Raw genomic sequence first — 24,882 nt, 5'->3', positions numbered from 1 at the left:
CCGTTGAAGCAGTTTTGAGACACACCCTAATCGATATAACCGCCTGCACGCAAAAACCGGGCAATCGTTGGTTTGTTCATCATGGCACTGTCCGAACGATACTCTGTGAAGTTCACACGAGGCAGGCTGCTGTACTGTTCCGTCAGTCCCTTGTCCTGGTGCTCTGGCAGGATCACATAATACTGCGCATCGTATTGACGAGTGCGCGGTGCTTCAAAGGGCGAGATCAGCACTTCATGCAATTTCTCCCCCGGACGAATTCCCGTCACCTTGTAATCGAAGGATGGACGACCTGCCTGTTCCAACATGACGGAGGCCAGATCGGTCATCTTGCAAGCTTTCATTTTCATCACAAACGTCTCCCCGCCCACGGCTGCCTCAGCGGCCTTAAGCAGTAAATGTATAGCTTCGGTACGCGTAAGGAAAAAACGGGTCATGCCTTTGTCTGTAATGGTCAGGATCTTGCCTTCATCGATCTGACGACGGAACAATGGCACGACACTTCCGCTGGTTCCAAGCACATTACCGCCGCGGATGCAGACAAACCGGGTACCTTCACTCAGCCAATTGGCACGGATCATCATTTTTTCACCCAAAGCCTTCGTCATGCCATATACGTTAATCGGATCTACCGCCTTATCCGTGGACACATCAATAACTTTGGGAATCTGCATACGGATCGCTGCCCGAATAATGTTCTGCGTCCCGATCACATTGGTCTTGAACGCCTCATCCGGCTGGTCCTCGCAGACCGGAACATGCTTCAGCGCAGCCAAATGGAAAAGCACATCCACGCCCCTGCATGCATCTTCCACTGCCCGATAATCCCGGATATCTCCAATGATGAATCGCAGACGCGGGTCATGGTTGAACTCACGCTGCATCGCAATCTGGGCGTATTCATTGCGTGACAGAAGGCGAATCTCAGCCGGGTCCTGCTCCAGCAGCACCTCGGTCAGCTTTTGACCCCAGGAGCCTGTTCCTCCGGTGATCAGAATCGTTTGTCCTTGAATCATCGATGAATCCCCCCTGATCAGATCATGAATTCGCGTAGTACCTGTGCCATCTCATCCCGGCTTAATCGGTCTTTGGGCGGTACTTTTTTCACTGAAGTATTGTTTGAATGTACGATGTTGACATAATTGCGCGGAGCAAGCAGTTCATGCGGCAAGTCTATGACATTGCCATGTGTACCTCTGCCCGGAAGCTTGACCCGGTATCCGGATGCGTACTCCGCTGTTTTATACAGGTAGACATAGAATTGCGGAGAACGATGAAACGCTGGTGCCATCTCGTTGTTCACGCTATCCCAGAGATAGCCGTTCTGGTTAATCAGTGCCATCGTCTGCGGCTGTGGCTGAATATCGTAGAGTTGTTGAACAAAGGTTCTATGGTACAGATCATCCGAATCCAGACGGGCAATATAGATATCCTCTGCTCCTTCAGCAAAAGCCAAAATGGCACGCACACTTTCAATATTGGTTCCAAAACGAATATTGGAAGGAAGCGGCTCCTGATCTGCAAGAATCTCCCGCATTAAGTCCCCCGATTCCTTGGACAGCTTCACCACCGTAAGGAAATCCTGATTCGTCTGTGCCTTCAGGCAATGTAATGTGAACGTGCGGAAGATGCCCATCCGACGCTCCAGCCACTCCCGCGTCAACCGCTGCGGGTCCATCCCATAATTGTTGAAGTTAATTTCAATTACAACTTTCCTGGACATAACATTCCTCCTCATGGACACTGCAAGTTCCGTTTATCGGATGCAGACTGTTTTCATAGTTTCGATGCCGTATTTCAATGAACCACATCTATCACATTCAGATCACTTCCAAGCAACATCTCCTTTGGAATCCCGCACTCTATAACGTATGAAACGTTAGTAGAAGCGGTACCGACAGATGTACTAACTTTCATATAAATAGATTCATATACGCCTGAAGATGAAGCCCTGCGGGTCGAACGTACATATCGTTGCTCCAGTCGCAACATAGAATAGAGCAGTTCTATTTTCAAAGGGGGCAATCGCTGAATGGATTCGATCTATCTTGAACTGGAAGGTGTGCTTGAGCAGCTTGAAGCGGCGCTTCGTGAACAGCGTCCACTCTCTCTTGTGCGAGTCGGTGATGGCGAGAATATCGTCATGTCTCAAGAAACCGTGTGGACCACGGAACAGGTCCTTCAGGAGCGTTGGGCCAAGAAAGCCAATTTAGGACAAAAGGGATTACGTCTTCCCAACCCGCAGCTCCGGGATGAAGTCGCCGCTTCCTTGCAACGGGCGGATATCGTCGGCGTTCTTCCTCGCGGTGACAGTACCATTAATGCGCCGGATTATCTCAAAAGACCTCTGACTGATATGGTGTTTGCACACTTTGGCATCTCTCCCTCACGGACTTGTCATGCCTGTGTCAATCGGGAACTGGCGCAAAACCCGCGTTTCTGGCAGATGCTTGCAGGCAAGCGTGTGCTTCTCGTCACTCGTGAGATCGAGGCCCTACGTGCCACGCTCGAACGTGAGCCGTATCATTTAAACATTGTGACCGCACTCCCTTTCGACAGTTATGATCAAATGGGAGAAACGCTTCACTGGATTCAGACGAATCAAGATACCTTTGATGTCGCTCTCTTCTCCTGTGGTGTCAACGCGGTTATTCTTGCTGAGCGTACAGCCACACTCGCAGGTAAAGTTGCCATCGACTTCGGCAAAGCCAACAACATCATTTTGAAAGGCCGTGCCAATTGATCCAGGACACCTCCAAACTTCAGATTCGTGAGTTGTATTGAAACGCGCACATGCTTGTATGACAAAAACCCCCGACTCCTTGAGCCGGGGGTTTCTTGCTGAGCGCCAATCGAAACATATCGCTACACAGGTCTTGCACTTCTGGTTTCTGGGATCTGAAGCGGACTCTGCCGTCAAAAAAAGCGATGATGATGCAGGCTGCTATTCACATTTTAGTCCTTCACAACTAGTTGGTAGCTGCTATACCGTAAAACATCTCCGGCCCCGTTCTTACTGCTGTAGACACGCCCGAGATGAACGAAGTGTACACACTTTCCAGTGCTGGTGGTGCAGACAGATCCTGAGCAGTGAACGAATGAAACTCGGCACCGCCGTTCTGTCCAATCGTACCTTCAGCACGGTAGATCACATAGAAGGGGTCATATAGGAATCCCCGTACCAGCTCCACAACAAAGGTATCTCCCAGTTCTCCCGTAACGCCTACTGTCCCGTTCAATGTAATAATGGGATTCACCACACCTTGGGTCTGAAGACCAATCGCGCCGAATGCTTCCGGGGATGGACCTAGCGGTATTCCGGGCTGTCCTACCGTTCCCGAGTTCTCCGAAGTTCTCATATCGAGAAACACGCCCATAAGTAACACCTCCTATGCTATGGGATACCATATCCTATGAATCTCACAACTCTTCGGATTGGATGTATAGCAGTTTTATGAACCTATTTTTATTTGTCGACTGTTAATGGTATATTGGACTGCATAACGAAATGAACGGATCGTATGCACACAAGCGGTACAGGCTGTTCAGAAGGAGATTACTATTCATGAATAAACGCAAACGTCCAACAGGCAAAACATCAGCCTCGGCCAAGGGAAAAACATACGCAGGTTCATCTGTAGCACGTTCCGGCAAGTCTAACTTCTCATCTGCAAAATCATCAGGAGCTTCCGCTTCACGCAATACGGAGGAGAATAAGAAACCACTAGTTGCCAAATCAACGGCCGCACCGAAGAAAGGCGGAGGTAACAAATCCAAAAACGCCAGTGCTTCCAAGCGCCCGGGCAATTCCTATTACCGTAAGCAGGAACCACCACGCCAGTACAAAGTAACCGAACCAGACGAACTGCTGAACTTCTTGCTGCAACATCTGAAGTCGGGACGGAATGCCGTGAAGTCCATACTGGGTCGTGGACAGGTGTCCGTGGATCAGAAGGTCGTAACCAAGTTTAATGAAGCGCTGACGCCAGGTCAGATTGTCTACATTCGAAAAGAAGGTGCAGTCGCTGCTCCATCCTTGACAGGCATTAACATTTTGCATGAAGACGATGATATCATTGTGATTCGCAAGGAAGCCGGACTGTTGTCCATTGCCGCTGACAAGACGGATGATCTGACAGCTTATCGCCAACTGACGGAGCATGTACGCCGCACCAATCCCCTCAACCGGATCTTTGTTGTCCATCGTCTGGATCGGGATACGTCGGGTGTGATGATGTTTGCCAAAAGTGAAGAAGTGCAGCAGAAGCTGCAAAACAACTGGAAAGAAAATGTGCAGGACCGCGTCTACGTTGCCCTTGTTGAAGGTGCAGTAGCCAAAGAAGAAGGCACTATCTCTTCCTGGTTGAAGGAAACCAAAACGCTGAAAATGTACTCCAGCTCTCGTCCAAATGATGGACAACATGCGATCACACATTACAAACGTCTGAAGTCGAACCGCGAGTTCTCTCTGCTGGAAGTACGTCTGGAGACAGGTCGCAAAAATCAGATTCGCGTGCACATGGAAGATCTCGGACATCCTATTGCCGGTGACCGAAAATATGGCGCACGCACAAGAGACCTCGGCCGTCTCGGACTTCATGCACGTATACTCTCATTTATTCATCCGACAACCAATGAATTGATGTCATTTGAAACGGATATTCCGAAACCATTCCTGTATCCGTTCCGTGCAGATGCTCCACCTGCGAAATAACTGCATCTTCATAGAGAATCGGCTGATCCATTGATCATGCCTGAAAGGAGGAACGGACACTGAAAAAGCTGTTGATTACCGGTTACCGGGCACATGAATTACAGATTTTTGGACAGAAGCATGAAGGTATTCCTTTTATCAAAAAGGCCATCTCTTCCCGCTTAACGCCTCTTGTCGAGGATGGTCTGGAATGGGTGCTGACGCCGGGACAATACGGTGTGGATCTGTGGGCCTGTGAAGTGGTGATTGATCTGAAGAAGACGTATCCGCATCTAAAACTGTCAATCATTACTGCCTTTCAGAACCCGGAGGAACAATGGAAAGAAGACAAGCAGGAGTATTACCGTTCCATCCTCTCGGGTGTGGACTATTACGGTGCGATTAGCAATCAACCTTATATTGGGCCGTGGCAGTTCACTGCCCGGGATGACCTGTTGCTGCGCAAAAGCGACGGTCTTCTGCTCGTCTATGATGAAGATGCCGGGGAAGGCAGTCCCCGTTTTGTGAAGGAAAAAGCCGTGAAGAAACAGCAGAACGAGGACTATACGATCATCAGTGTCACTTCAGAGGATATCCAATCGGTAGCTGAGGATGAGCGCATGAACGATATTGTAGACTTCGACGATTCTTCCTTCTGAATCATGCTGGATCAATGCAGACCGTTCAAGGTCCATCCATTCACGTCCATCATCAGAGGAGATTAGCCTTTCGTATGACGTACATATGTTTTTTTTCGAGGCAGGTTGGGTATAAGTAGTATTATAACTGCGATGATATGTCGTATGGGATAAGGGGAACTGCAACCATGACAATTACGCCAGAGCAGCGCATTCAACTGCATGGATTTAACAACCTGACCAAGTCGCTGAGCTTCAATATGTACGATATCTGTTATACGAAAACCAAAGACGAACGCGAAGCTTACATTGAATATATTGATGAACAATATAACGCCGACCGGCTGAGCAAGATTCTGAACAACGTCTCCGACATCATCGGGGCTCACGTGTTGAATGTTGCTAAGCAGGATTATGTGCCTCAAGGTGCCAGTGTGACGATCCTTGTCTCGGAAGGTCCTATTGTGGAGATCCCCGAAGAATCACTCGATGAATCTCCCGGTCCTCTGCCCGATAACGTCGTTATGCAGCTGGACAAAAGCCATATCACGGTGCACACCTACCCAGAGTTTCACCCTAGTGAAGGCATCAGTACCTTTCGTGCGGACATCGACGTCTCCACCTGCGGTGAGATTTCACCGCTCAAGGCGCTTAATTATCTGATCCACTCGTTTGATACAGACATTATGACGATGGATTACCGGGTACGTGGCTTCACGCGGGACACCAGCGGACGCAAGCTGTTCATTGACCATGAGATCGGCTCGATTCAGAATTATATTCCGGACGAGATCAAGAACAGCTTTGACATGATTGACGTGAACGTCTATCAGGAGAATATTTTCCACACCAAATGTAAGCTGAAGGAATTTGACCTCGATAATTATCTGTTTGGGTACACCAAGGATAAGCTCAGCAAAAAGGAACAACAGGAGATTACGGAGTGGCTGAAGCTGGAGATGGACGAGATCTATTACGGCAAAAATATGAATCGTCCCACTTAAAAGTCTGTTCGAAGGCTGATCCATAAAGCCAGCCAAAGTCTAAGACAAGATTTCATGAAGGCAAGGTTCTTTTCAAGGACCTCCGGCATGTGCTTGTCTTTTTCTATGTTATGTTGACAGTGTGCAACTTTATTTTTTATTATAGGATTAACTGTATCCCTATGCAGTGAAGGAGACTGAGCCTGTGATCGAAACGAATACCACAAGACGTAACGAATCACTGTTACAAGCGCTTACTGCACAGCACAATGCTATTACCAACAACATAGCCAATGCAGACACGCCCAACTACAAAAAGAAAACGGTAGAGTTTCAGGAAGAGCTGAGACGGATCGTTGAGAATGGCAAAACAGATCAGCTCGCTATGAAGCGGACTCATGAAAAACACTTCCCTGTCAGTGATCCCCATTCTTCCATCGTACAGTACCGAATTGTCGAGAACAACGAAACCACGATGAACAATAACAACAATAACGTTGACATTGACAAGGAAATGGCAGACCTTTCAGAGAACCAACTCATGTATAACTACATGGTTGATCGGGTCAGTGGTCACTACAAAAAAATGAAGAATTTATTGAATGATCTGAAATAATGAATGTACAAGCAGCCCGAAATGGCTGCTTTTTTTTGTTGTTTTTTAATGCGTGTAGACTGTTTAGTGCCATTTTTCGGTATCCGCTCCTGTTCGTAGTATAATGGAATGAAATGAAAGATTTCATATCGAACAAAAGAGGTGCAACATGGCTCCACGTCATTTAAATGCTTTTCAAGGTTCCAAAGTCAGACTCGCGGCCCCATGCCCGGAAGATTGCATGCGTCTCTCCCGCTTCACGGACGATTACGAATATTTGCGCAACATGGATACCGATATTGCTGTTCCATTAACGCCGGATGAGACAGGTTCCTCCTCTGTCCGTCGAGACAACGGCTTTGAATTTGCATTACGTACACTGGAGGGAAATCGATTCATCGGCTTCACCGCCCTCTACCGGATTGAATGGAACAATCGCTCCGCCCGTCTGGCGATTGGCATCGGTGAAGAAAATGATCGGGGTAAAGGATATGGCAGCGATGCCCTCGCCCTGATTCTTCGGTATGGCTTCCACGAATTGAACCTGAACCGGATTGCGCTGGAAGTCATCGAATACAATGAAGCCGCGAGACGTGCGTACCTGAAAGCGGGATTTCGGGAAGAGGGTCGCCAGCGTTCTGCAGTTTTGCGGGATGGCATGCATTATGACCTGATCTCGATGAGTATCCTTGCTGAAGAATGGTCGGTACAGTCTGGGCTTCCCTTGTCGTTCCGGTCTAATCGTTCTGCTCCTGCTGCCGAATCCGGAAAAATGGTAACTGATTTTTCACAGCGTTATGAGAACGAACAAGCTGCGCTGTCCCTGTCGGAACTACGTTCAGATCCAAAAGGTGATGCTGACACTTCACCTCGTATTGGCGTAGGCGCGGTCATCCTGAATGAGCGGGGCGAAGTGCTTCTCGCTTGGCGAAATCGCCAGCCTGAACAGCACACCTGGAGTATTCCTGGCGGGAAAGTAGATCCCTATGAATCACTGGAGACGGCCGTCATCCGTGAAATCAAGGAGGAAGTGAATCTGGATATCGCCATCGACAGTCTGCTCTGCACGGCGGAGACCATCCAGCCACAACAGCAGGAACATTGGATATCCGTGCTCTATTCCACCAAGGTGATTGGCGGCCATGCTCGTAATCTGGAAGAAGGCGGAGCCATTGGTGAGATCGGCTGGTTCCCGCTCCATGATCTGCCCTCTCCACTCGCTTGTTTTGCCGTACCTGGGCTGGAAGCTGTGAAGAAGCTATATGATGAATCCCTGTAAATTCTAATATTCCATCCGATGGAGGACTTTCTTATGAATCAAGCAGATCAGATGAATCAACTATTTCAGGCTGCACAGGCTGGAGATGCGGTAACCATTGCTGGAATTCTCGCTTCTCAGCCGGAACTCACCAATACTGAAAATCAGGATGGGTTAACTCCACTGGGGTATGCCTCTCATTATGGACAAACAGGAGTAGTTCGTGTTCTTCTGGAGCACGGAGCCAATGTTAACGCCCTGTCTCATTCCAAAATTTCGTTTATTCCGTCCAATACTGCACTGCATGCTGCTCTTGCCGGGGAACGTTCATCCGAAGTGATCCGCCTTTTGCTCCAACGTGGCGCATCCTCAAGCATTCTGGATAGCGATGGCCAATATGCACTGCACTCCGCAGCATTTCATACGGATCAGACCGAACTTATCGAGATATTAATCCAGCATGGTGCAGATCCACATGCGCTGAACTCAGCGGGTCAGCCCCCACTGGACATTGCACTTGAACGCGGTAACACGTCTACAGCTTCATGTCTGCGAGCAGCCGTTGCAGCTCAGCAGCAATAATGTTTAGGTAGCTTGGACCATAACATGAACAACCGCCAGAACTCTTTTTGCAGTACAAAGAGAAGGTCTGACGGTTATTTGTGTTGTCCTCTACGTTCCTGTATACATACGTAGTTCAACTTCTATAGAAATCGTAATACATCATATTTTTTTCAGAAAACAAGAACCGTTTGACGCCTCACACGGTCTAATACTCAACATATCCATGAAAGGAGGAGCCATGTGACCCCTACTCAGCTCACTATCGCCGCACAAAAAGGGGATGCCGAGGCTTTTGCAGCCTTAATGGAATTGCATCATAGCCGACTGTACCGTATTGCCTATGCCTACCTGCACAATGAAGGTGATGCACTGGAGGCAATTCAGGAATCAACCTTCCGAGCATTCCGTAAACTCAAAAAATTAAAAGAGCCATCCTACTTTGGCACTTGGCTCATCCGCATTCTGCTCAACTACTGCGCAGACGAACGCAAACGCAAAAGTCGATTTAGTCCGGATACCACAGTTCACGAACCCAGCAGCTGGGATCGTCCTGCCGACCCTGATCTTGCTGCCGCCGTATCCAACCTTGATCGGGATTGCAAACAGATTATTATCCTGAGTTATTTTGAAGGTTTCTCCCTAACCGAAGTCGCCGATATTCTGGAAATCCCGACCGGAACCGTCAAATCCCGATTACATCGGGCACTCGGACAGCTACGGGATCAACTTGAAACGAAAGGAGATGCATCCTCATGACGGATGAACAAAAATCATTCGACGCATTGGAAGAACGTCTGAATGCTCGTAAGACAGAATACGAAACCATGCCAGTACCGGATGCTGCCTCCCAGGCTGTGCAAGCGGGAATTCGCCAGGCTGCCCGCAAACGCAAGTCCCGGCTGCGCTGGTATATGAGTTCCATCTCGGCAGCTGCCCTCATCCTGCTGTTTACGGGATGTATCCGTGTCTCTCCCGCTTTTGCGTCCTTCGTGGAGCAATTGCCTGGCATGGAAGGCATTGTTAGCATGATTCGCCAGGACAAAGGATTAATGATGGCGATTGATCAGTCCCTCTTACAGAAAGTCGGTGTCACCGACGAGCATGATGGTACTTCCTTGACCGTTGATGGCATTATCACAGACGAGTCACGCATGGTTATTTTTTACACAATGAAAGGTATGAAAGATCCCGAGAAATTCAACTATGATATCGATTTGCTTGATGAGAACGGTAAAGATCTGCCTGTTGCGTTTAGTTACGCTTCACCTAAACCGGCTTCAGAAAGTGGTGTTTATGAGGATAAAATCGATGTCTCATTCACCGAATCTTTACCGCCACAAGAGCTAACCATTATATTTAAAGAACAGGATAAGGAAACGAATAACAAGTGGAAGGTCACCTTCCCAGTGGATCACAGCTTAACGAAAGACATGAAAAAAATCATCCCCGTAAACCAAACAATGACCGTGGATGGGCAGCGTATTCATGTAAAACAGGGCGTTCTGTATCCCACTCGCCTTGTACTTGACATCGAATATGATCGCAACAACACCAAAAAAATCTTCGGCATTCCTGATCTGCATTTGGTAGATGAGCAAGGCCGAGCATGGCGAACGGATTCATCTTCCATCTCTGGCTCTGGAAATTCCGTCTTTTTCGAAAGCATGTATTTTTCCACTCCGAAAAAACTGACGCTCCAAGGGTCTGGTCTTTCAGCAGTGGATAAGAATGAACTAGTTATTAGTATCGATCCATTATTGGGTGAAATCCAAGGTGGCCCATCAAATTTGAAATTTTTGAAAAGCTCAGTCCAGGGCAATAATCTGATCCTCGAGTTTTCAATTGCAGACGCTCAAAATGCTACTTCGGGGCTATCATTTACCAATGTCGAGGACAGTAAAGGGAACCCATTCGACATAAGTGAAGTAGGCTGGAGCCCTTCCGTCTTTGAAGCAAGAGTTGTCATTAAAAATGGGGCCGCAGCCAAAGGAAATCTGACAATGGAAATATTCTCTTATCCTGATCAAATTCGCGCACCGTTCTCTATTGATATTCCTGTGAATCCTTAATCTAAACGCAATGTGCTTTCAATAAATGGATTAATCTATATAATGGAAATATTCATGAAGATGAGCAAAGTGAACAGGAAAGGGTGTTTTCACAATGAATCAACGTTCCATCCGTTATCCGCAGCCACTCGCTCCGGGAAATACCATCGGTGTAGCTGCACCCTCCAGCGGTGTAGGCGAATCCTTGCACCATTATCTTGAGGAAAGTAAACGTAATATGGAGCGCCTTGGTTTTGGCGTGATAGAAAGCCCATCGCTCCGCCACAACACCAAATGTGTGAGTGCCTCCAAAGAGGAACGCGCTGCAGAGATGAATGAATTTTTCCGCAATCCAACTATTCAAGCCATTATCCCTCCATGGGGCGGGGAATTTCTCATGGATATCCTGCCCCTGCTGGATTGGGAAGCTTTGAGAACATTGCCGCCCAAATGGGTCATGGGATATTCGGATATCAGCACGTTCTTATTCGCATACACCCTGCTCACCGGAACAGCATCAGCACATGGCACCAATTATGTTGATCTAAGATCAAACGCCCTCGATCCGGTGACTGCGCGCTGGATAGATGTTCTACAGACCGCATACGGCGGAAAGATCACACAATCGTCATCCACACATTATCAATCGGCATGGAAAATGGACCTGCCTGGATTTAACCTGGACACACCCTCACGCTGGAAACAGCTCGGCAACTCGGAAGATTCAGACACCGCTGTGGCATTCTCCGGTCGGCTGATCGGCGGTTGTATGGATACTATCACCTGTCTGATCGGCACCCCGTATGCACCCGTCCAATCGTATTTGGATCAGTACTGTGCAGACGAAGGAACGATCTGGTATCTGGAGAGCTGTGAGATGAACGCAGGAGATATTTACCGTCATCTGTGGCAGATGAGACAGGCTGGCTGGTTTGCAGGTGTGAAAGGATTCATGTTTGGCAGACCTGCCGGTTATTCCGATACAGCGGATTTCAATTTCTCTGATGCTCTCTCCTCTGCACTTGGGGATCTGGATGTTCCTGTACTGTATGACGTGGATCTTGGCCATATGCCGCCCCAGTTAACCTTTGTGAATGGGGCACTGGGCAAAGTCGCCTATGAAAATGGACGCGGGAGCCTGGAGATGGCGTTTGTGTAATCACCCTTTGTAGGCAGATGCATACCTTGAAGTAAGAACTTATTTTGAGGAAGGGTTGTGCATCATGTCTGAATCCACATCTACGCCATCCACGCGTGTCGTGTATCAAGCCAATCAACCGATGCTTCAATCCGTGCAAAGTGTGCGGAATATGCTTCATCATACAGCTCGGCAGCATATAGGCAAGAAGGTACAAGTCCAGAATATCGATGGTCAAGTGTGGGAAGGTGTCATCATCAGTGCAGACCGGGGGATTTTGTATCTCCAGGTTACCCCGATGCATGGATACCCTGAACCGCGCGCCTTGTTTGGACCCACGATTTTGCCGCTTGTGCTGTATGAATTGTTGGTTATTACCCTGTTGATGTAGGGGTATTGTTCCTGTTGATCCGTTTATATCCGAACCTTGTTCCACGAAGCTTCGCTCCTGAGATCTTCAAGTCTTGGGAACGAAGCTTTTTTAGGGTCTTGGCGATGGTGCGGTATGATTCTTTGCGAGCGTGTGAAATATGATACAATGGTGTCGCACCACCCCATATCACTTATGAAACGGAGCTTGATCCGGTTGGAATACATACGTCATGATTCATCACCCGTATCACAAGTGGAGACGGGTATGATTGGCACTAACCCTACTGAACAATCCCGCGTGATTGCCATCTGTCTGCTCGCAGGCAAAATCATGCTGCAAAGCGGTGGCGAAACCTACCGTGTGGAAGATACGATGAAACGTATGGCCGCTGCGCTCGGTTTACCCCATTCACACAGTTACGTTGTGCCTACAGGCATCTTCTTCTCTGTTGATGCAACCGAACCCGCCAAGCTGATTCGTATCTCCGAGCGTACGACGGATCTGGATAAGGTATCCGAGGTGAATGCGGTCTCCCGCCGTATTGGACAAGGTGAGCTATCTGCTCAGGAAGCTCATGATCTGTTGGTACAGATCGAAGGCAAGCCCTCCTCCTATTCAACGGCCGTACAGCTTGGGGCCGCGGCGTTATCCAGTGGTTGTTTTACCATTATGTTTGGCGGAGGCTGGAGCGACTTTCTTCCGGCGCTGATCTGCGGGGGTATAGGTTATGCAGCCGTTATTGCCTTTCACCGACTAGTACGGGTCAAATTCTTTGCCGAGCTTACGGCATCCTTCGTTATTGGCTTACTCGCTTTTCTCCTGATCTATATGGGAGTGGGCCATGAACGGGACAAAATTATTATCGGTTCGGTTATGCCGCTGGTTCCCGGGCTGCTAATTACCAACGCTGTACGCGACCTGATGGCCGGACATCTCGTATCCGGATTATCCAAGGGAGCCGAGGCATTTCTGACCGCCTTTGCCATAGGTACTGGTATTGCAGTTGTATTTTCACTTTTTATGTAAGACGGAGGAATGCAGGATATGCTCCATTTTATTGAACAAGCCTTAACCAGTTTTGTCGCTTCAGCCGCGTTTGGGATCATCTTCAACGCACCACGGCGCATGCTGCTCCACGGTGGATTTGTCGGCATGATCGGCTGGATTATCTATATCGTGCTTGAATACGCAGCGGATGCGGTGCCTGCTACCCTTGCAGCGACCATAGCCGTTGGTGTCATCAGCCAGATATTCTCTCGCATGTTTCGTGCCCCCGTCATCATCTTCAGCGTTGCAGGGATCATTCCCCTGGTTCCTGGTGGGCTGGCGTATAATGCGATGCGGAGTTTTGTGCAAAATGACTACAGTGCCGCCATGGAGATGGCCGCCAAGGCACTCATGTTATCCGGCGCTATTGCCGTAGGCCTTGTGCTGTCCGAGGTATTAAACCAGATGATACGCCGAATTCCCGCCTCGATCCGGACCAAATCATCATCGAAATGATTATTTTTCCCACATATGTAACACACGTAAGGCCCGTTAGCACACAGGATGAACTCTTGTATGCCAGCGGGCCTTACGTATTACTATTCCAATTCATCCTTTTTACTTCACAAACGTATTCTTCACACGTACCGACCTCAGGAAATACGGAATGAAGATACAACACACCAGAATGGATCGTACAATCAGATGAAAAGCCGGAGTTGCATCAAGTACATGCTGTTCTCTTGGGATTTCATTTCGCGCAATCAGAATCCAGGTCACGATGCTTATGATCACATTCATCACGTACATCACCATCATCATTCGTGGAAACTGTCTCTTCCGTTTATATAAAAGAATGAGATTCACGATAACGATTATCAATAAAATGATACTACTTATGAAGCCAAACCACAGGAGTGGACGAATCATCTCCGTGTAGATCTGCGGGTCAACACCACGGCCGACTTCCCATCGGGCAGGGTCCATGATGACATTCACCTGCGATACATCCGAGATGAGAAACACCAAGGCAAGCCAAAGACTGATCTGGATTAAAATAAGCCATCCACCTAATCCGGAGATACCAGGCCGTTCCGGTCTGATACCGGTTTTGGATTGCAGCGAGTTCATATCCGTATCTGCATCCGATTTACTGTATTTAACTTCCATTTCAACCTCCTTTTACACTAGATAAGAAAACATATTATACATTAAAATCTAGATTCTGTGTATTTTAGAGGACGAACGGAGCGTCTGGCCTATGATCTCCCTCACTTCGACGTCTATTACATCGCTCGTTTCATTACCGTTGCGAACAAATCCGCTGCGACACCACTCCCTGACCTCATATAATGTTCTGCATCCGTATGATCAAATCCCATCCAGACCGCCGCAGTCCAATTACTCGTATAGCCCACAAACCACAGATCCCGATTGGCCTCCCTTCCCACACCAGGTAATGCAGCCTGTGTTGTTCCCGTTTTACCTGCTACCTTGTGCTGACCTAACTGTGCCCGACTCCCTGTTTCCTGACTGACTACATTTTGCAGCATTCTGGTCATGGCATTCGCCGTGCTAGAGGAGATTACCTGCTTATTTTCCGACTTATGAGCGTAGATTGTTCGTCCACGGGAATCTGTTATCTGGCGTATCAGATGGGCTGTGTTCAACTTTCCATTATTCGCAAACACGGTATAGGCCTGTGCCATCTTCATTGGAGACACCCCCTGATGCACACCTCCCAAGGCAATCGAGAGGTTCAGGTCTTCTTTCCCCAGTTCAATACCGAGTCGTGCCGCAAATTGATGTGCGTATTTCAGTCCAGTTTCATGAAGCAGCCATACGGCTGGGGCATTGATGGACTTTTGCAGAGCTTGGGACATCGATATTGAACCGCTGTAACGCCCACCCAGATTGCTGGGCTGATAGTTGCCATAACTCATGCGTTTATCCGGCAGTATGCTCTCTGGCTTGAACTTCCCTAACTCCAACGCAGGGCCATATGCAATAATCGGTTTAAAAGAAGAGCCTGGCTGCCTTGCATCCATAATCGCCCGGTTGATGCCCCCTTTCGAGGGATTACGTCCCCCCATCATCGCTTTCACTTCACCGTTATGCTGGTCGATAATAACCATACTTGCCTGAACCAGTTCGTCTTGGCGGTCATCGGGGAATCGGGTAGTGTCTGCAAATGTTTCTTCCATCGCCAGTTGCGCCTGTTGGTCCAGCCCGGTTTGAATAACCCAACCTGCCGATTGAATCTCCGCTTCACTTTTACCTGTGAGCCGGGAAGCCTCCTGAATCACAGCATCTACGGCAGACACATATGCGGGCTCGCTCAAGCCCGATGAAGTTGCTGCATTCAATACAGTTTCAGGCGGCCTGTAATCGACACTACAAGCTTCGAGCATCTGCTTTCGTGTAATTAGTCCCTGTTCATGCATTAATCCTAGGATAACGGCACGTCTTTGTTTGGAAAGTTCAGGATGATCTACTGGATTGTATATGGATGGACCTTTGGGCATTCCGGCCAATGTAGCAATCTGCCATAGTTCCAACTGATGCATATCCTTCATTCCAAAATACCGCCAGGCTGCCGCTTTTACACCATACTGCTGGCGTCCCATGTAGATCTGATTCAGATACATCTCCAGAATTTCATCCTTGCTGTATTTCTTCTCAAGGGCCATCGCAATCGACATCTCATTCACCTTTCGATTCAAGGTTTTATCCCCATTCAAGTACAGATTTCTTGCCAATTGCTGCGTGATGGAGCTTCCTCCCTGACTCAGATTCATATGTATAATGTCTTGCACAATGGCCCTGCCGAGACCGATGAAATCCAGTCCATCATGGTTGTAGAAACGTCGATCTTCTGTAACCAAAAAAGCCATCTTTAATAAATCCGGCATGGCGTTCAGATCAGCATATTCCGAATACCCTTTGGTCTGAGTAAGCAACCTCGAAATTTCGGTCCCCTCTGCATTGGTAATAATGGTTGAAGCGGCCACCTGCATAGCCTCGGGACGATTGCGAAGTACCCCTTCGCCATAAGTAATCAGATAGAGATAGAAAAGCGCCAACATCACAACTCCAACCACTGCTGTATCAAATACGTAATACATCCATCGCTTGCCCCTGTGCTTCAACATTTAGGCTCCTTGTGTACCTGTTCAACTGAAACTCCGCGTTCCTGTCCATCCCGTTGTGTAATCTCCAGAGCATGTTGAAGCAGCAATGTCTGTTTATACGCCAACCTGACCCAATGCTGAACTTCTACCTCGTCCTGACAGCGCCCTTGGATGATTTCATCCAGAGAGGAACGGACGCCGTATAGGGTAAGCTTTATCGGTAAGTCAACCTGTGCAGAACTAGTCTGAGCATTCTCCTTGTCTTCTTCCACATGTTGCTTTAGATCAGGTTGCTCATTGTTAATAGACGCTACCTCTATCTCTCTTCTCTCATGTTTCCGTTCTGATATGCTCAGCCTTTCCTCATGCAGGAGAGACGCAATCGTATTCAGATTGGTAGCAATTTGTTTTAATTCACCACCACTTAGAACATCAATTCTTCCAGGTTTGTGGCCCAAGGCAAGTTCGGCTGTTCCGCGTGCAAGTTGACTGAGATCTTCCGCAATCTTCTGGGATCGAATCCAGAAAAAGATCGCAAACAAAGCTCCGCCAATGAAGATGAAGAACGGCTTTGTGCCGATATGGTTGATTCCCCAGTTCATCATACGCGTTATCCATGCTGTATTAGGAAGGACATGGTTATGCGCAAATCGTAGCACGTGATAAACGACAAAAAGGAGCGCTGCGCTCAGTAACGCGCTTGCTCCTCCAATGTATATGTATCTTAGTCTTACAGTACTGAATCGGGACTTCATATTCGGTATCCTCCTCCATATAACAATATGGTAATAGAGGTAGCATACCGAATATTTCTTAATGAGGAAGTAGTTAACTTCTTACCAATTTCTTAATTATTATTCTTCTGAGTAATTACTTGGTGGAGCAGTAGTTACAGGGAATCGGGTAACAAAATCCGTTCTGCCATTTTCACTGTAGGCAGCGATACTTCCTCGATGTAATTCAATCATCGATTTGGCAATCGCCAGGCCGAGACCCGTGCCTCCCGTTTCCCGGGAACGGGATTTATCCACACGATAGAATCGATCAAATAGATGTGGCAGATCTTGTGCCGGAATCGATTCACCATAATTACTGATGCGGACTACAGCCTCTTTACCTTCAAGAGCCAGTCCAATCTCCATTCGTTTACCTTGCGAACCATACCGAATGGCATTGCTGAACAGATTCTCATACGCTCTTACAAGCTCCCCCGGAGCAGCCTGTATCCATAGTGGCTCTTGTCCGCCGACGATATTGTAGGTCATCCCAGCAGCCTCCAGCATGGGAGCAAACTCTTCAGCCAACTGCATCAGAAACGAATTCAGGTTCAACGCCTGCAAAGACAATGGAAGACTCCCGCCACTCACACGCGTATATTCGAATAAGTCATCGATCAGCTTACGAAGAGTCAAGGATTTCTCATAGGCAATGCTAACGTAATAGCGCATCTCAATCTCATCCTGGTAGCGATCCTTCTCAATGTACTCCAGAAATCCCAGAATAGAAGTGAGCGGTGTTCTCAGATCATGTGATATCCCCGTAATCAGATCGTTTTTGGCAGCGACTGCATTACGCTCTTCCTGAAGCGATAACTGCAATTGTTCAGCCATCTGATTAATACTTGCAGCCACCACTCCGAATTCATCCGAAGTCTTCACTTCGATGCGATGGGAAAGCTCTCCTTTGGCAACTTCCTGAATTCCTGCCGTTATTTCGTCCAGAACCCGCATCACCTTGCGAGAGAACAGGAAAAAAAACAGCACAAAACAGAGCACGCCTACCACAATCATTAAAGGCACCGAACCGATATTATTCACCAACCATCTGATCCCTTGGGCTGGAATGGAATAATTGGGATATGTCTGAGCTTCCAGAATGGTCTGCCCCACTTGACTGCCCCCGTACAACATAACTGCAGTTAATATGCCGCTCAGCAAAAATGCATAGATAAATTTCCATCGGACTGTATTAATCAACTTTGAATTCATAGTAGGAACTCCCTGAATGTGTTCATGTCAAATGATATCCTGTGGATGTCATGTTTATTGCGGTTTGATCATCTTATAACCAACACCCCATACGGTCTGAATGAACTTGGGATGTTTGCTGTCGAGTTCAATTTTCTCACGAATCTTGCGAATATGCACCATGACGGTATTGTTCGACTCCATGAATTCTTCTTTCCAGACTTGACGATAGATCTGTTCCATACTAAGTACTGAACCTTGGTGACGAGCCAGTAGTTCAAGAACAGCAAATTCACGCGGAGTCAGACGAACCGGCTGCTCATCCACCCATACTTCATGTGTATCGGTATTAATTACCAGATCATCAATAACCCACTCGTGCTCTTTGTTCTCACGACCTTCATTGAAGGTATGATACCTGCGCAGCTGAGATTTCGCCCGTGCGACAAGTTCAAGCGGGTTAAACGGCTTGGTCACATAATCATCAGCACCGATGCTTAGGCCTGTGATTTTATCCATATCCATGCTTTTGGCGGACAACATAATAATCGGCATTTTCTGCTCTTCCCGAATTTTCATACAAGCTTCAATTCCGTCCATATTCGGCATCATGACATCCAGAATAATGAGATCAATCGACTCTTTTTTCAATTGTTCCAACGCTTCAAGCCCATCATTCGCAGTAAGAATCCGATAACCCTCGTTGCCAAAATAAATTTCCATCAGTTTAATAATCTCCTGCTCATCATCCACAAGCAGAATGGTTGCTGGCTGTGCCACGGCATTATTCCTTTCCCTTCCATAATTCATGATCTGTTCAAAGTATACCACCGAGGGATGAAACTTCGAAAATCATCATGATCTTCACGGACACGCTCGATCCTGGTCATCATCTCATGTGTCTCTTCCGGCTTCACCTGCTGAATCCATACCACCGAAGACACCAGCGCCATAGCCGTATACAGTGAATACAATCTCCAGAATAATTCATCCGGTTCTTTGCCATCGAAGTAACCCTGAATCTGACCTATGGAATATGGAATACTGATCTCCGAAGCAAACAAACCCAGCTTCAAAAATTCATGAATGGGATCACCTTGATCATAACGATTAAAATCAATTACTCCTGCGAGCTTATCCTGCTTAACGACAAGATTGCTCGGGTGGAAATCATCATGCTGAAATCCATCTGGACGATTTTTCATCCAATCGAGATGGTCTGCGATAAACGTAAGAATAGCCTGATCCTCTTTCATCACGATCGGGCACTGTTTATAGCGCTCCATGTAACGTTGATGCTTCGTGCTCTTGCGTATGTACCATGATTCGGTCTGTTCCTCCATCGGCAACTGGTGAATCAGCTGTAACTGCGCTCCTGCTTCCAAGCCAACGGCCCACTGTTGCTGTTCATTCAGTTGAGGCAGTCTCTCGGAAGCATCTTCGCCTTCGATGTAGCTAAGAATCATATATCCTTTCTTCTCATCCAATCTACCTGTGCCCAACGTTGTCGGACACAGTACACCTAATTGTTGCATGCTCTTCAAGCATTGGTATTCCTTTTGCTTCGTCCATTCCTCAGCAACATCATATACCCTTACCAACACATGGCCATAGCCAGGGACAAACATTTTGAATTTAGCATCCGCTGAATAACCCTTCATAACCGGTTCAATCCGCGTAGCCTGACCAAGTTCAGGAATCTGTTTTAACCTGTCAATCAACATATTGTTCATCGATGATGCATTCCATGTATTGTGTTGTTCCACGTCCCGAATCCTCCGTTATTTCACGTATAACGTGCAGTATCGTCGGTCTATTCCCACTTTAACCTGTAATGTTTCCTATAACATGCTAGTATGTATTCTACTCATTTCTATTTAAAAAGCACTGATTCGGGTTCTTTGCCCGTCAGGGTCAGCATTGTATACAATTGTCCTCTGTGATGATACACATGTCCCATAATCTCAAGCAACCACTCCAGCCGACTATAGGAGGCTCCCCAGTATGAATCCGTCACATGCAGTAACTCTTCCGTGTTAAACTGCCTGTATCGTTGGTATAGATACATCTGGTTATCAATCAGAGCCTGCTTGATCTCATGGAGCGAATGCACCTGATTCTCTGCATAGAATTGAGCCATCTCTTCCTCCGATGCACCTTCGGAAATATAAACATCCGCTCGGCAGATCACAGACAGATGGGCTAGTAGCTCTCCAACAGGCCGTTTACCTTCAATCGGTGTCAAAGCCAAATCTTCTTCCGACAACTGATCACATATATCAATCAACGATGTTACGGCCACGTCAATATGTTTGAACGCAGATTGAATCAACAGATACACTTCCTTTTTATCCTATTATACAGAACATATGTTCTATTTTCAACCAAGATATCCCTCCCTAATATATACCCCAAATCTATATAAATTGAACTACTCATTTACACGAGAACGTAGAGGACAGAAAGGACCTGAAGAAGCGGAGCGTTCGCCTTTATCCCCGGATTTCCCCTTTATAAAAGGAATTAAAAAAATCTGGGGATAACAGCGATCAGAAGGTTGTTCTGTCATCGGAGTGTGCAGTGTAAATATTCTTTAGTTCAATTTATATAACAAACTACGAACAAAAAAGTCCTTCCTCCTTCTTATAGACGGGATTCGGGACATTTTGTTGCTTATATGAGTTCAAATCTTTGTTCAACTTGAGTATAACGAACAATACGTATGTTCGAACCGTCCAGCCTCCAAGTCAGACTTGCGAATGAAAAATTGCAGTTCCCCGCAATCCCACCATTGAAAACCTATGGCATCATGTGTATCTATCTTCAACAGCAGCAGCGTATCGGATAGTTCCTGCCTAGTCCAATCCTCATCTCCACCGTAATACTTGGTCAGCTTCTTCTCACACGCCTGCTCATTATAATCGTACTCTTCTCCCAGTTCGATCTGTAACAATGCCCGATGCTCGGCATCCGGATGCTGCCCGTCAGGATATCCAAACATACCACCCCAATTCAGCGTACTTGGATGATTCCAGCTCGACTCGAATTCAAGGTATCGGTCATACAGACTTATTACTTCCGCTTCGGTCTCATCGGTCAGCAGAGCTGGCGAGAGCTCGTTCAGCGCGGCGGCATCAATATAAGCATATGTAGGAAACTCAAGATTAGGCAACACAGTCACCGAATGTGCAACAAAGGGTGCTCCATCCAGCGCGGTATCACCTTCAGGCTCTCGCCTTATCAGGTTATGAGAACTCGGCTCAAAAATCACACGATGTTCAATGGGACTAGCAGATTCATCCGTGCCAACGAAAAAGTATAACATTCCGCGTTCAGACAAAGTCCCGCGCCCATCATTCGGCGTATACGGCGACAGATCCACCAGGTTCAACTGGGCCAGGAAAGTCATCGGAACTCCTTCTTGTGTTACGGGCCACTCCATACGACTCGGCAAATCCGGATGTCCACCCACACGTGAGTTTCCTGTTCTGCGATATTCGTCCAGTGTGGATACATCGAGGCGAATTCCCCAGCGGCTTGAGGACAACAGCAGATCGGCAGCAACTCCCAAACCATATTCCTCAAGTGTTTTACGGGCTTTTCTGGTCAGACGTTCACATTGTTCTGGCTTAATCATATAGATCCTCCCCTTTTGACAATACACCTATGCTGAGACATATTCAGGTTCACACCTGTATATTCTTCCGCCCAGTCGTCTTTCCCTGCTTCTATATAAATTGAACTTAAGAATATTTTACACTTACCACTCCGATGACAGAACAACCTTCCGATCGCTGTTATACCCAGAATTTTTTAGATTCACCTTTGCAAAGGTAAAAATCCGGGGATAGCGTATGCTTCGGATGCAGCTTTCTTGCAGAAAGCTTTTAGCTTCGCTTCTTCAGGTTCTTTCTGTCCTCTACGTTCTCGTGTAAATGAGTAGTTCAATTTATATAGAAAAAAGAGACTGACATTCCTTGTCAGTCTACTTCTTCACCCTATATTCCATTTAACGATTTGGATCAGAAGACTTTTCCTGGTAAGCACGCATATGCTCCTCACCGTCCAGGAATTCATGGGCCTGATGGGCTGCCATCACCCCATGATAGCTGATATCCAGACCCAGATCTTCCTCTTCCTCTGTCGAACGTACAGGCACAATTTTGCCAATTAACTTTAACCCGAACCAGGTCATGGCGAATCCCCAGATGACCAGGGCTGTAAGGCCAAGCGCCTGAACACCCAGCAACCTCCAGCCGCCGCCCATGAATAATCCACCATCCGTGGCAAACAGACCTACAGCAATCGTGCCCCACATTCCGGATGCGGCATGCACCGGGAAAGCACCAACCGGATCATCAATCTGTCGACGGTCTAGCCAGTTGGTGGCTGCCATCATCAATAAGCCGGATACGGCCCCAATGAATATTGCTGCTACATCGCCAACAAAAGCACAACCTGCTGTAATTCCGACCAGTCCCGCAAGCGAACCGTTAATGACCGAAGGTGCATCTGAACGATTGAAGCGGAATAACGTGTACAGCAACGTAACTGCACCACCGGAGGCCGCGGATAACATCGTAACAATCGCAATGTGACCAATTCTTACATCCGTGGCGCTGAGTGTACTACCAGCATTGAAGCCAAACCAGCCGAACCATAATAGAAATGCACCTACAGATGCCAGTGGCAGATTGCTCGGGAGTGCAATGGCACTTACGCCAAGTGGCGTGTATTTGCCTTTACGTGGACCAATAATAATCGCAGCAGCCAGTGCCGAGAATCCACCAAGTGCATGGATGACAGCCGAACCGGCAAAGTCCTGCATTCCCAGCTGACTAAGCCAACCACCGCCCCATGCCCAGTGTCCACCAATTGGATAGATGATCGCCGTCATTAATATGATATACAGAAGATAGGCACGGAAGTTGATCCGCTCGGCTACCGCTCCTGAAACGATGGAAATAACGGCAATGGTAAAGGCAGCCTGGAACAACCAGAATGTCTCCAGCGATACCGGTACGTCCAGGTGAGACAAATCCCCATTCAGGAAAAATCCTGTTACTCCCGCAAAACCGCCAACGTCCGAACCATACATCAGTCCAAAACCGATGGCATAAAACAGCAACGTTCCAATCGTAATGTCAGCAAAAACCTTCATAATAATGTTCACACTATTTTTATAACGCACAAAGCCAGCCTCGAGCAGGGCGAATCCACCCTCCATCAATAATATCATCGCTGCACTCAGTACGACCCAGACCGTATCGATCCCGGTGCTTAACGTCTCCAAAGTCATGCTTGTACATCCTCCGTTTCACTAAGCTGTCTGAGCTCACGGATGGTATCGGGCGCAAGCTCAATCTCGTCCCGCTCAATGCTGTCCGGATGCTTGATTCGTTCTGCGATCTGATCCAATTCACGTATACGTCTGCGAATCTGTTCCATCTTGCGAAAACGTTCCTTCACCTGAACCATATATTCCACCGCCTGATGATGGGTTGCAGGGCGTCCCGCAAACCATTTGCGCACGGTCGACAACGATTGATAAGCGACCTCTTCCGCTCGACGCTTTTGTTCGAACTGTTCGATCTTCTGCTTAAGCGTTTGAATCTCATTTTCTTTTTTGACCTTCATCCGTTCGATAAGGTACAATAAATCGGACGATGATATTTGCAATGCTGTCTGGTGATAAACCTCGTCGATTACTAACATATCATGTCAGGACTCCTTACATATCAAGTTACTTGTACCGATTATAGTTTGCCGGGGTCTGCCCGTCAATCTTTTTTTGGACTTTGTATGAATTGAAATGAACCGTTCATAGAGAACGGCTTTTTTTTATTTGACACAGATTACATCTAACAAGGCTAATCTTGCCTGGATTCGCATTTACTCATTCCATTCCCTATGCTTATAGAATAAGCATCCACATTTGGGGTAATGAACATACACAGACTACCCTCATCACAGAAACTGTACCTTTAAGGAGAGGATTACACGATGTTTACTCGTAATGATGATATACGCGACCAAATCTGGGAAGCCGTCTCAGGACTCGAAGAAGAACAATTGAACCAGAAGCCTTCACCCAAACAATGGAGTATTATGCAAGTACTCCGTCATCTGAATCTGATGGAAAATGTAATTGGAAAACAAGCCCGCCTTGCACTTGAGAAGGAACAGACGGTGGCTGTGGACAAAAAACCATATGAATTATCGTTGGACCGCAGCCGCTCCGTCGAGGCACCACCCCATCTTCAGCCTCCAGCAGCACCTGAAGCACTCGCAGACGTACGCACCGATCTGGACGAATCTCACCAAGCGTTAAATAACTTTGCATTGGATCATGATCCTGACTTGCTGCGCAGCAAGTCCTTTCCTCATCCCGTATTCGGTGAGATGGATCTTACCCAATGGATTGACTTCGCAAGTTATCATGAGGAACGTCATCTGGGACAGATTCAAGAGATTAAGCATCAGCTTGGCGTATAAGTACAGCCTGCA

Annotated in this window: 27 protein-coding genes and 1 pseudogene; 15 read left to right on the top strand and 13 right to left on the bottom strand. The window is 47.4% G+C overall.

Annotation, left to right across the window (positions count from 1 at the left end; translation table 11 throughout):
* Nucleotides 1-26: 26 nt before the first annotated feature.
* Both NKT06_RS07640 and NKT06_RS07635 read right to left on the bottom strand, forming a co-directional pair.
* A complete protein-coding gene (locus NKT06_RS07640; protein ID WP_253432097.1) occupies nucleotides 27-1,016 on the bottom strand; it encodes a polysaccharide biosynthesis protein in 990 nt (329 codons plus the stop codon).
* 17 nt (nucleotides 1,017-1,033) lie between these two features.
* Nucleotides 1,034-1,723 carry a glycosyltransferase gene (locus NKT06_RS07635; protein WP_253432094.1) on the bottom strand — a complete coding sequence of 230 codons (690 nt, stop codon included), beginning with the start codon at nucleotides 1,721-1,723 and terminating at the stop codon, nucleotides 1,034-1,036.
* A gap of 309 nt (nucleotides 1,724-2,032) precedes the next feature.
* On the opposite strand from NKT06_RS07635, the gene NKT06_RS07630 reads away from it, so the two are divergent.
* Nucleotides 2,033-2,743, top strand: coding sequence for a GT-D fold domain-containing glycosyltransferase (locus tag NKT06_RS07630; RefSeq protein ID WP_253432090.1), 711 nt, complete (start codon nucleotides 2,033-2,035; stop codon nucleotides 2,741-2,743).
* 226 nt (nucleotides 2,744-2,969) lie between these two features.
* On the opposite strand, the gene NKT06_RS07625 is transcribed toward NKT06_RS07630, so the two are convergent.
* The gene (locus NKT06_RS07625; RefSeq protein ID WP_253432087.1) at nucleotides 2,970-3,377 is read right to left on the bottom strand and encodes a hypothetical protein; all 408 of its coding nucleotides are present in this window, start codon (nucleotides 3,375-3,377) and stop codon (nucleotides 2,970-2,972) included.
* A 188-nt stretch (nucleotides 3,378-3,565) separates the two neighbouring features.
* Here NKT06_RS07625 and NKT06_RS07620 point away from each other — a divergent pair, with 188 nt between their 5' ends.
* The 13 genes and pseudogenes from NKT06_RS07620 to NKT06_RS07560 all read left to right on the top strand — a co-directional run bounded on the left by NKT06_RS07620 (nucleotide 3,566) and on the right by NKT06_RS07560 (nucleotide 13,793).
* Nucleotides 3,566-4,714 carry an RluA family pseudouridine synthase gene (locus NKT06_RS07620; protein WP_253432084.1) on the top strand — a complete coding sequence of 383 codons (1,149 nt, stop codon included), beginning with the start codon at nucleotides 3,566-3,568 and terminating at the stop codon, nucleotides 4,712-4,714.
* A 59-nt stretch (nucleotides 4,715-4,773) separates the two neighbouring features.
* The gene (locus tag NKT06_RS07615; RefSeq protein WP_253442437.1) at nucleotides 4,774-5,352 is read left to right on the top strand and encodes an SLOG family protein; all 579 of its coding nucleotides are present in this window, start codon (nucleotides 4,774-4,776) and stop codon (nucleotides 5,350-5,352) included.
* A gap of 167 nt (nucleotides 5,353-5,519) precedes the next feature.
* The gene (speD, locus tag NKT06_RS07610; RefSeq protein WP_253432081.1) at nucleotides 5,520-6,335 is read left to right on the top strand and encodes an adenosylmethionine decarboxylase; all 816 of its coding nucleotides are present in this window, start codon (nucleotides 5,520-5,522) and stop codon (nucleotides 6,333-6,335) included.
* Nucleotides 6,336-6,519: 184 nt separating this feature from the next.
* On the top strand, nucleotides 6,520-6,930 hold the full coding sequence (gene flgB / locus NKT06_RS07605) for a flagellar basal body rod protein FlgB (protein WP_253432078.1): 411 nt from the start codon (nucleotides 6,520-6,522) through the stop codon (nucleotides 6,928-6,930).
* A 148-nt stretch (nucleotides 6,931-7,078) separates the two neighbouring features.
* Nucleotides 7,079-7,567 (top strand): annotated as a pseudogene (locus NKT06_RS07600) (GNAT family N-acetyltransferase); the annotation flags it as partial.
* A 216-nt stretch (nucleotides 7,568-7,783) separates the two neighbouring features.
* Nucleotides 7,784-8,188, top strand: coding sequence for an NUDIX domain-containing protein (locus NKT06_RS07595; protein WP_253442435.1), 405 nt, complete (start codon nucleotides 7,784-7,786; stop codon nucleotides 8,186-8,188).
* A 33-nt stretch (nucleotides 8,189-8,221) separates the two neighbouring features.
* Nucleotides 8,222-8,749: an ankyrin repeat domain-containing protein gene (locus NKT06_RS07590; protein WP_253432073.1), complete on the top strand. Its 528-nt coding sequence runs from the start codon at nucleotides 8,222-8,224 to the stop codon at nucleotides 8,747-8,749.
* 222 nt (nucleotides 8,750-8,971) lie between these two features.
* Nucleotides 8,972-9,487, top strand: a complete 516-nt coding sequence (locus tag NKT06_RS07585) for an RNA polymerase sigma factor (protein ID WP_253432069.1) — start codon at nucleotides 8,972-8,974, stop codon at nucleotides 9,485-9,487.
* Nucleotides 9,484-10,800, top strand: a complete 1,317-nt coding sequence (locus NKT06_RS07580) for a DUF4179 domain-containing protein (protein WP_253432066.1) — start codon at nucleotides 9,484-9,486, stop codon at nucleotides 10,798-10,800. Before NKT06_RS07585 ends, NKT06_RS07580 begins: the two co-directional genes overlap by 4 nt.
* A gap of 94 nt (nucleotides 10,801-10,894) precedes the next feature.
* Nucleotides 10,895-11,938, top strand: a complete 1,044-nt coding sequence (locus tag NKT06_RS07575; RefSeq protein WP_253432064.1) for a S66 family peptidase — start codon at nucleotides 10,895-10,897, stop codon at nucleotides 11,936-11,938.
* A gap of 64 nt (nucleotides 11,939-12,002) precedes the next feature.
* Complete coding sequence (locus tag NKT06_RS07570) at nucleotides 12,003-12,308, top strand: hypothetical protein (RefSeq protein WP_036610673.1); 306 nt, start codon at nucleotides 12,003-12,005, stop codon at nucleotides 12,306-12,308.
* A 246-nt stretch (nucleotides 12,309-12,554) separates the two neighbouring features.
* Nucleotides 12,555-13,316: a threonine/serine exporter family protein gene (locus tag NKT06_RS07565; protein WP_253442433.1), complete on the top strand. Its 762-nt coding sequence runs from the start codon at nucleotides 12,555-12,557 to the stop codon at nucleotides 13,314-13,316.
* A gap of 18 nt (nucleotides 13,317-13,334) precedes the next feature.
* On the top strand, nucleotides 13,335-13,793 hold the full coding sequence (locus tag NKT06_RS07560) for a threonine/serine exporter family protein (protein WP_253432060.1): 459 nt from the start codon (nucleotides 13,335-13,337) through the stop codon (nucleotides 13,791-13,793).
* A 102-nt stretch (nucleotides 13,794-13,895) separates the two neighbouring features.
* Here NKT06_RS07560 and NKT06_RS07555 read toward each other — a convergent pair whose 3' ends face one another.
* From NKT06_RS07555 to NKT06_RS07510, 10 genes are all read right to left on the bottom strand, one after another.
* Complete coding sequence (locus tag NKT06_RS07555; RefSeq protein ID WP_253432057.1) at nucleotides 13,896-14,447, bottom strand: DUF2569 family protein; 552 nt, start codon at nucleotides 14,445-14,447, stop codon at nucleotides 13,896-13,898.
* Nucleotides 14,448-14,563: 116 nt separating this feature from the next.
* Nucleotides 14,564-16,402 (bottom strand): transglycosylase domain-containing protein, encoded by a 1,839-nt coding sequence (locus NKT06_RS07550; protein ID WP_253432055.1) that lies wholly within the window; start codon nucleotides 16,400-16,402, stop codon nucleotides 14,564-14,566.
* A 20-nt stretch (nucleotides 16,403-16,422) separates the two neighbouring features.
* Complete coding sequence (locus NKT06_RS07545; RefSeq protein WP_253432053.1) at nucleotides 16,423-17,163, bottom strand: hypothetical protein; 741 nt, start codon at nucleotides 17,161-17,163, stop codon at nucleotides 16,423-16,425.
* Between the two features lie 99 nt (nucleotides 17,164-17,262).
* Nucleotides 17,263-18,396 carry a sensor histidine kinase gene (locus NKT06_RS07540; protein WP_253432051.1) on the bottom strand — a complete coding sequence of 378 codons (1,134 nt, stop codon included), beginning with the start codon at nucleotides 18,394-18,396 and terminating at the stop codon, nucleotides 17,263-17,265.
* A 54-nt stretch (nucleotides 18,397-18,450) separates the two neighbouring features.
* Nucleotides 18,451-19,185: a response regulator transcription factor gene (locus NKT06_RS07535; RefSeq protein ID WP_017689932.1), complete on the bottom strand. Its 735-nt coding sequence runs from the start codon at nucleotides 19,183-19,185 to the stop codon at nucleotides 18,451-18,453.
* Nucleotides 19,182-20,141 carry an aminoglycoside phosphotransferase family protein gene (locus NKT06_RS07530; protein WP_253432049.1) on the bottom strand — a complete coding sequence of 320 codons (960 nt, stop codon included), beginning with the start codon at nucleotides 20,139-20,141 and terminating at the stop codon, nucleotides 19,182-19,184. Before NKT06_RS07530 ends, NKT06_RS07535 begins: the two co-directional genes overlap by 4 nt.
* A 107-nt stretch (nucleotides 20,142-20,248) precedes the next feature.
* Nucleotides 20,249-20,716: a DinB family protein gene (locus NKT06_RS07525; protein WP_253432047.1), complete on the bottom strand. Its 468-nt coding sequence runs from the start codon at nucleotides 20,714-20,716 to the stop codon at nucleotides 20,249-20,251.
* A 354-nt stretch (nucleotides 20,717-21,070) separates the two neighbouring features.
* Nucleotides 21,071-22,012, bottom strand: a complete 942-nt coding sequence (locus tag NKT06_RS07520; RefSeq protein ID WP_253432045.1) for a DUF1963 domain-containing protein — start codon at nucleotides 22,010-22,012, stop codon at nucleotides 21,071-21,073.
* A gap of 372 nt (nucleotides 22,013-22,384) precedes the next feature.
* Nucleotides 22,385-23,674, bottom strand: a complete 1,290-nt coding sequence (locus NKT06_RS07515; protein WP_253432043.1) for an ammonium transporter — start codon at nucleotides 23,672-23,674, stop codon at nucleotides 22,385-22,387.
* Nucleotides 23,671-24,090, bottom strand: coding sequence for a hypothetical protein (locus tag NKT06_RS07510; RefSeq protein WP_253432041.1), 420 nt, complete (start codon nucleotides 24,088-24,090; stop codon nucleotides 23,671-23,673). The genes NKT06_RS07515 and NKT06_RS07510 overlap by 4 nt, the downstream gene beginning before the upstream one ends.
* A gap of 288 nt (nucleotides 24,091-24,378) precedes the next feature.
* Here NKT06_RS07510 and NKT06_RS07505 point away from each other — a divergent pair, with 288 nt between their 5' ends.
* Complete coding sequence (locus tag NKT06_RS07505; protein WP_253432037.1) at nucleotides 24,379-24,870, top strand: DinB family protein; 492 nt, start codon at nucleotides 24,379-24,381, stop codon at nucleotides 24,868-24,870.
* The last annotated feature ends 12 nt before the right edge of the window (nucleotides 24,871-24,882 follow it).

Source organism: Paenibacillus sp. 1781tsa1, assembly GCF_024159265.1.
In the GTDB taxonomy this organism is placed as follows: Bacteria; Bacillota; Bacilli; order Paenibacillales; family Paenibacillaceae; genus Paenibacillus.
Note: the sequence above shows the minus strand (reverse complement) of the source record. Positions and strands in the feature narration are given on the sequence as shown.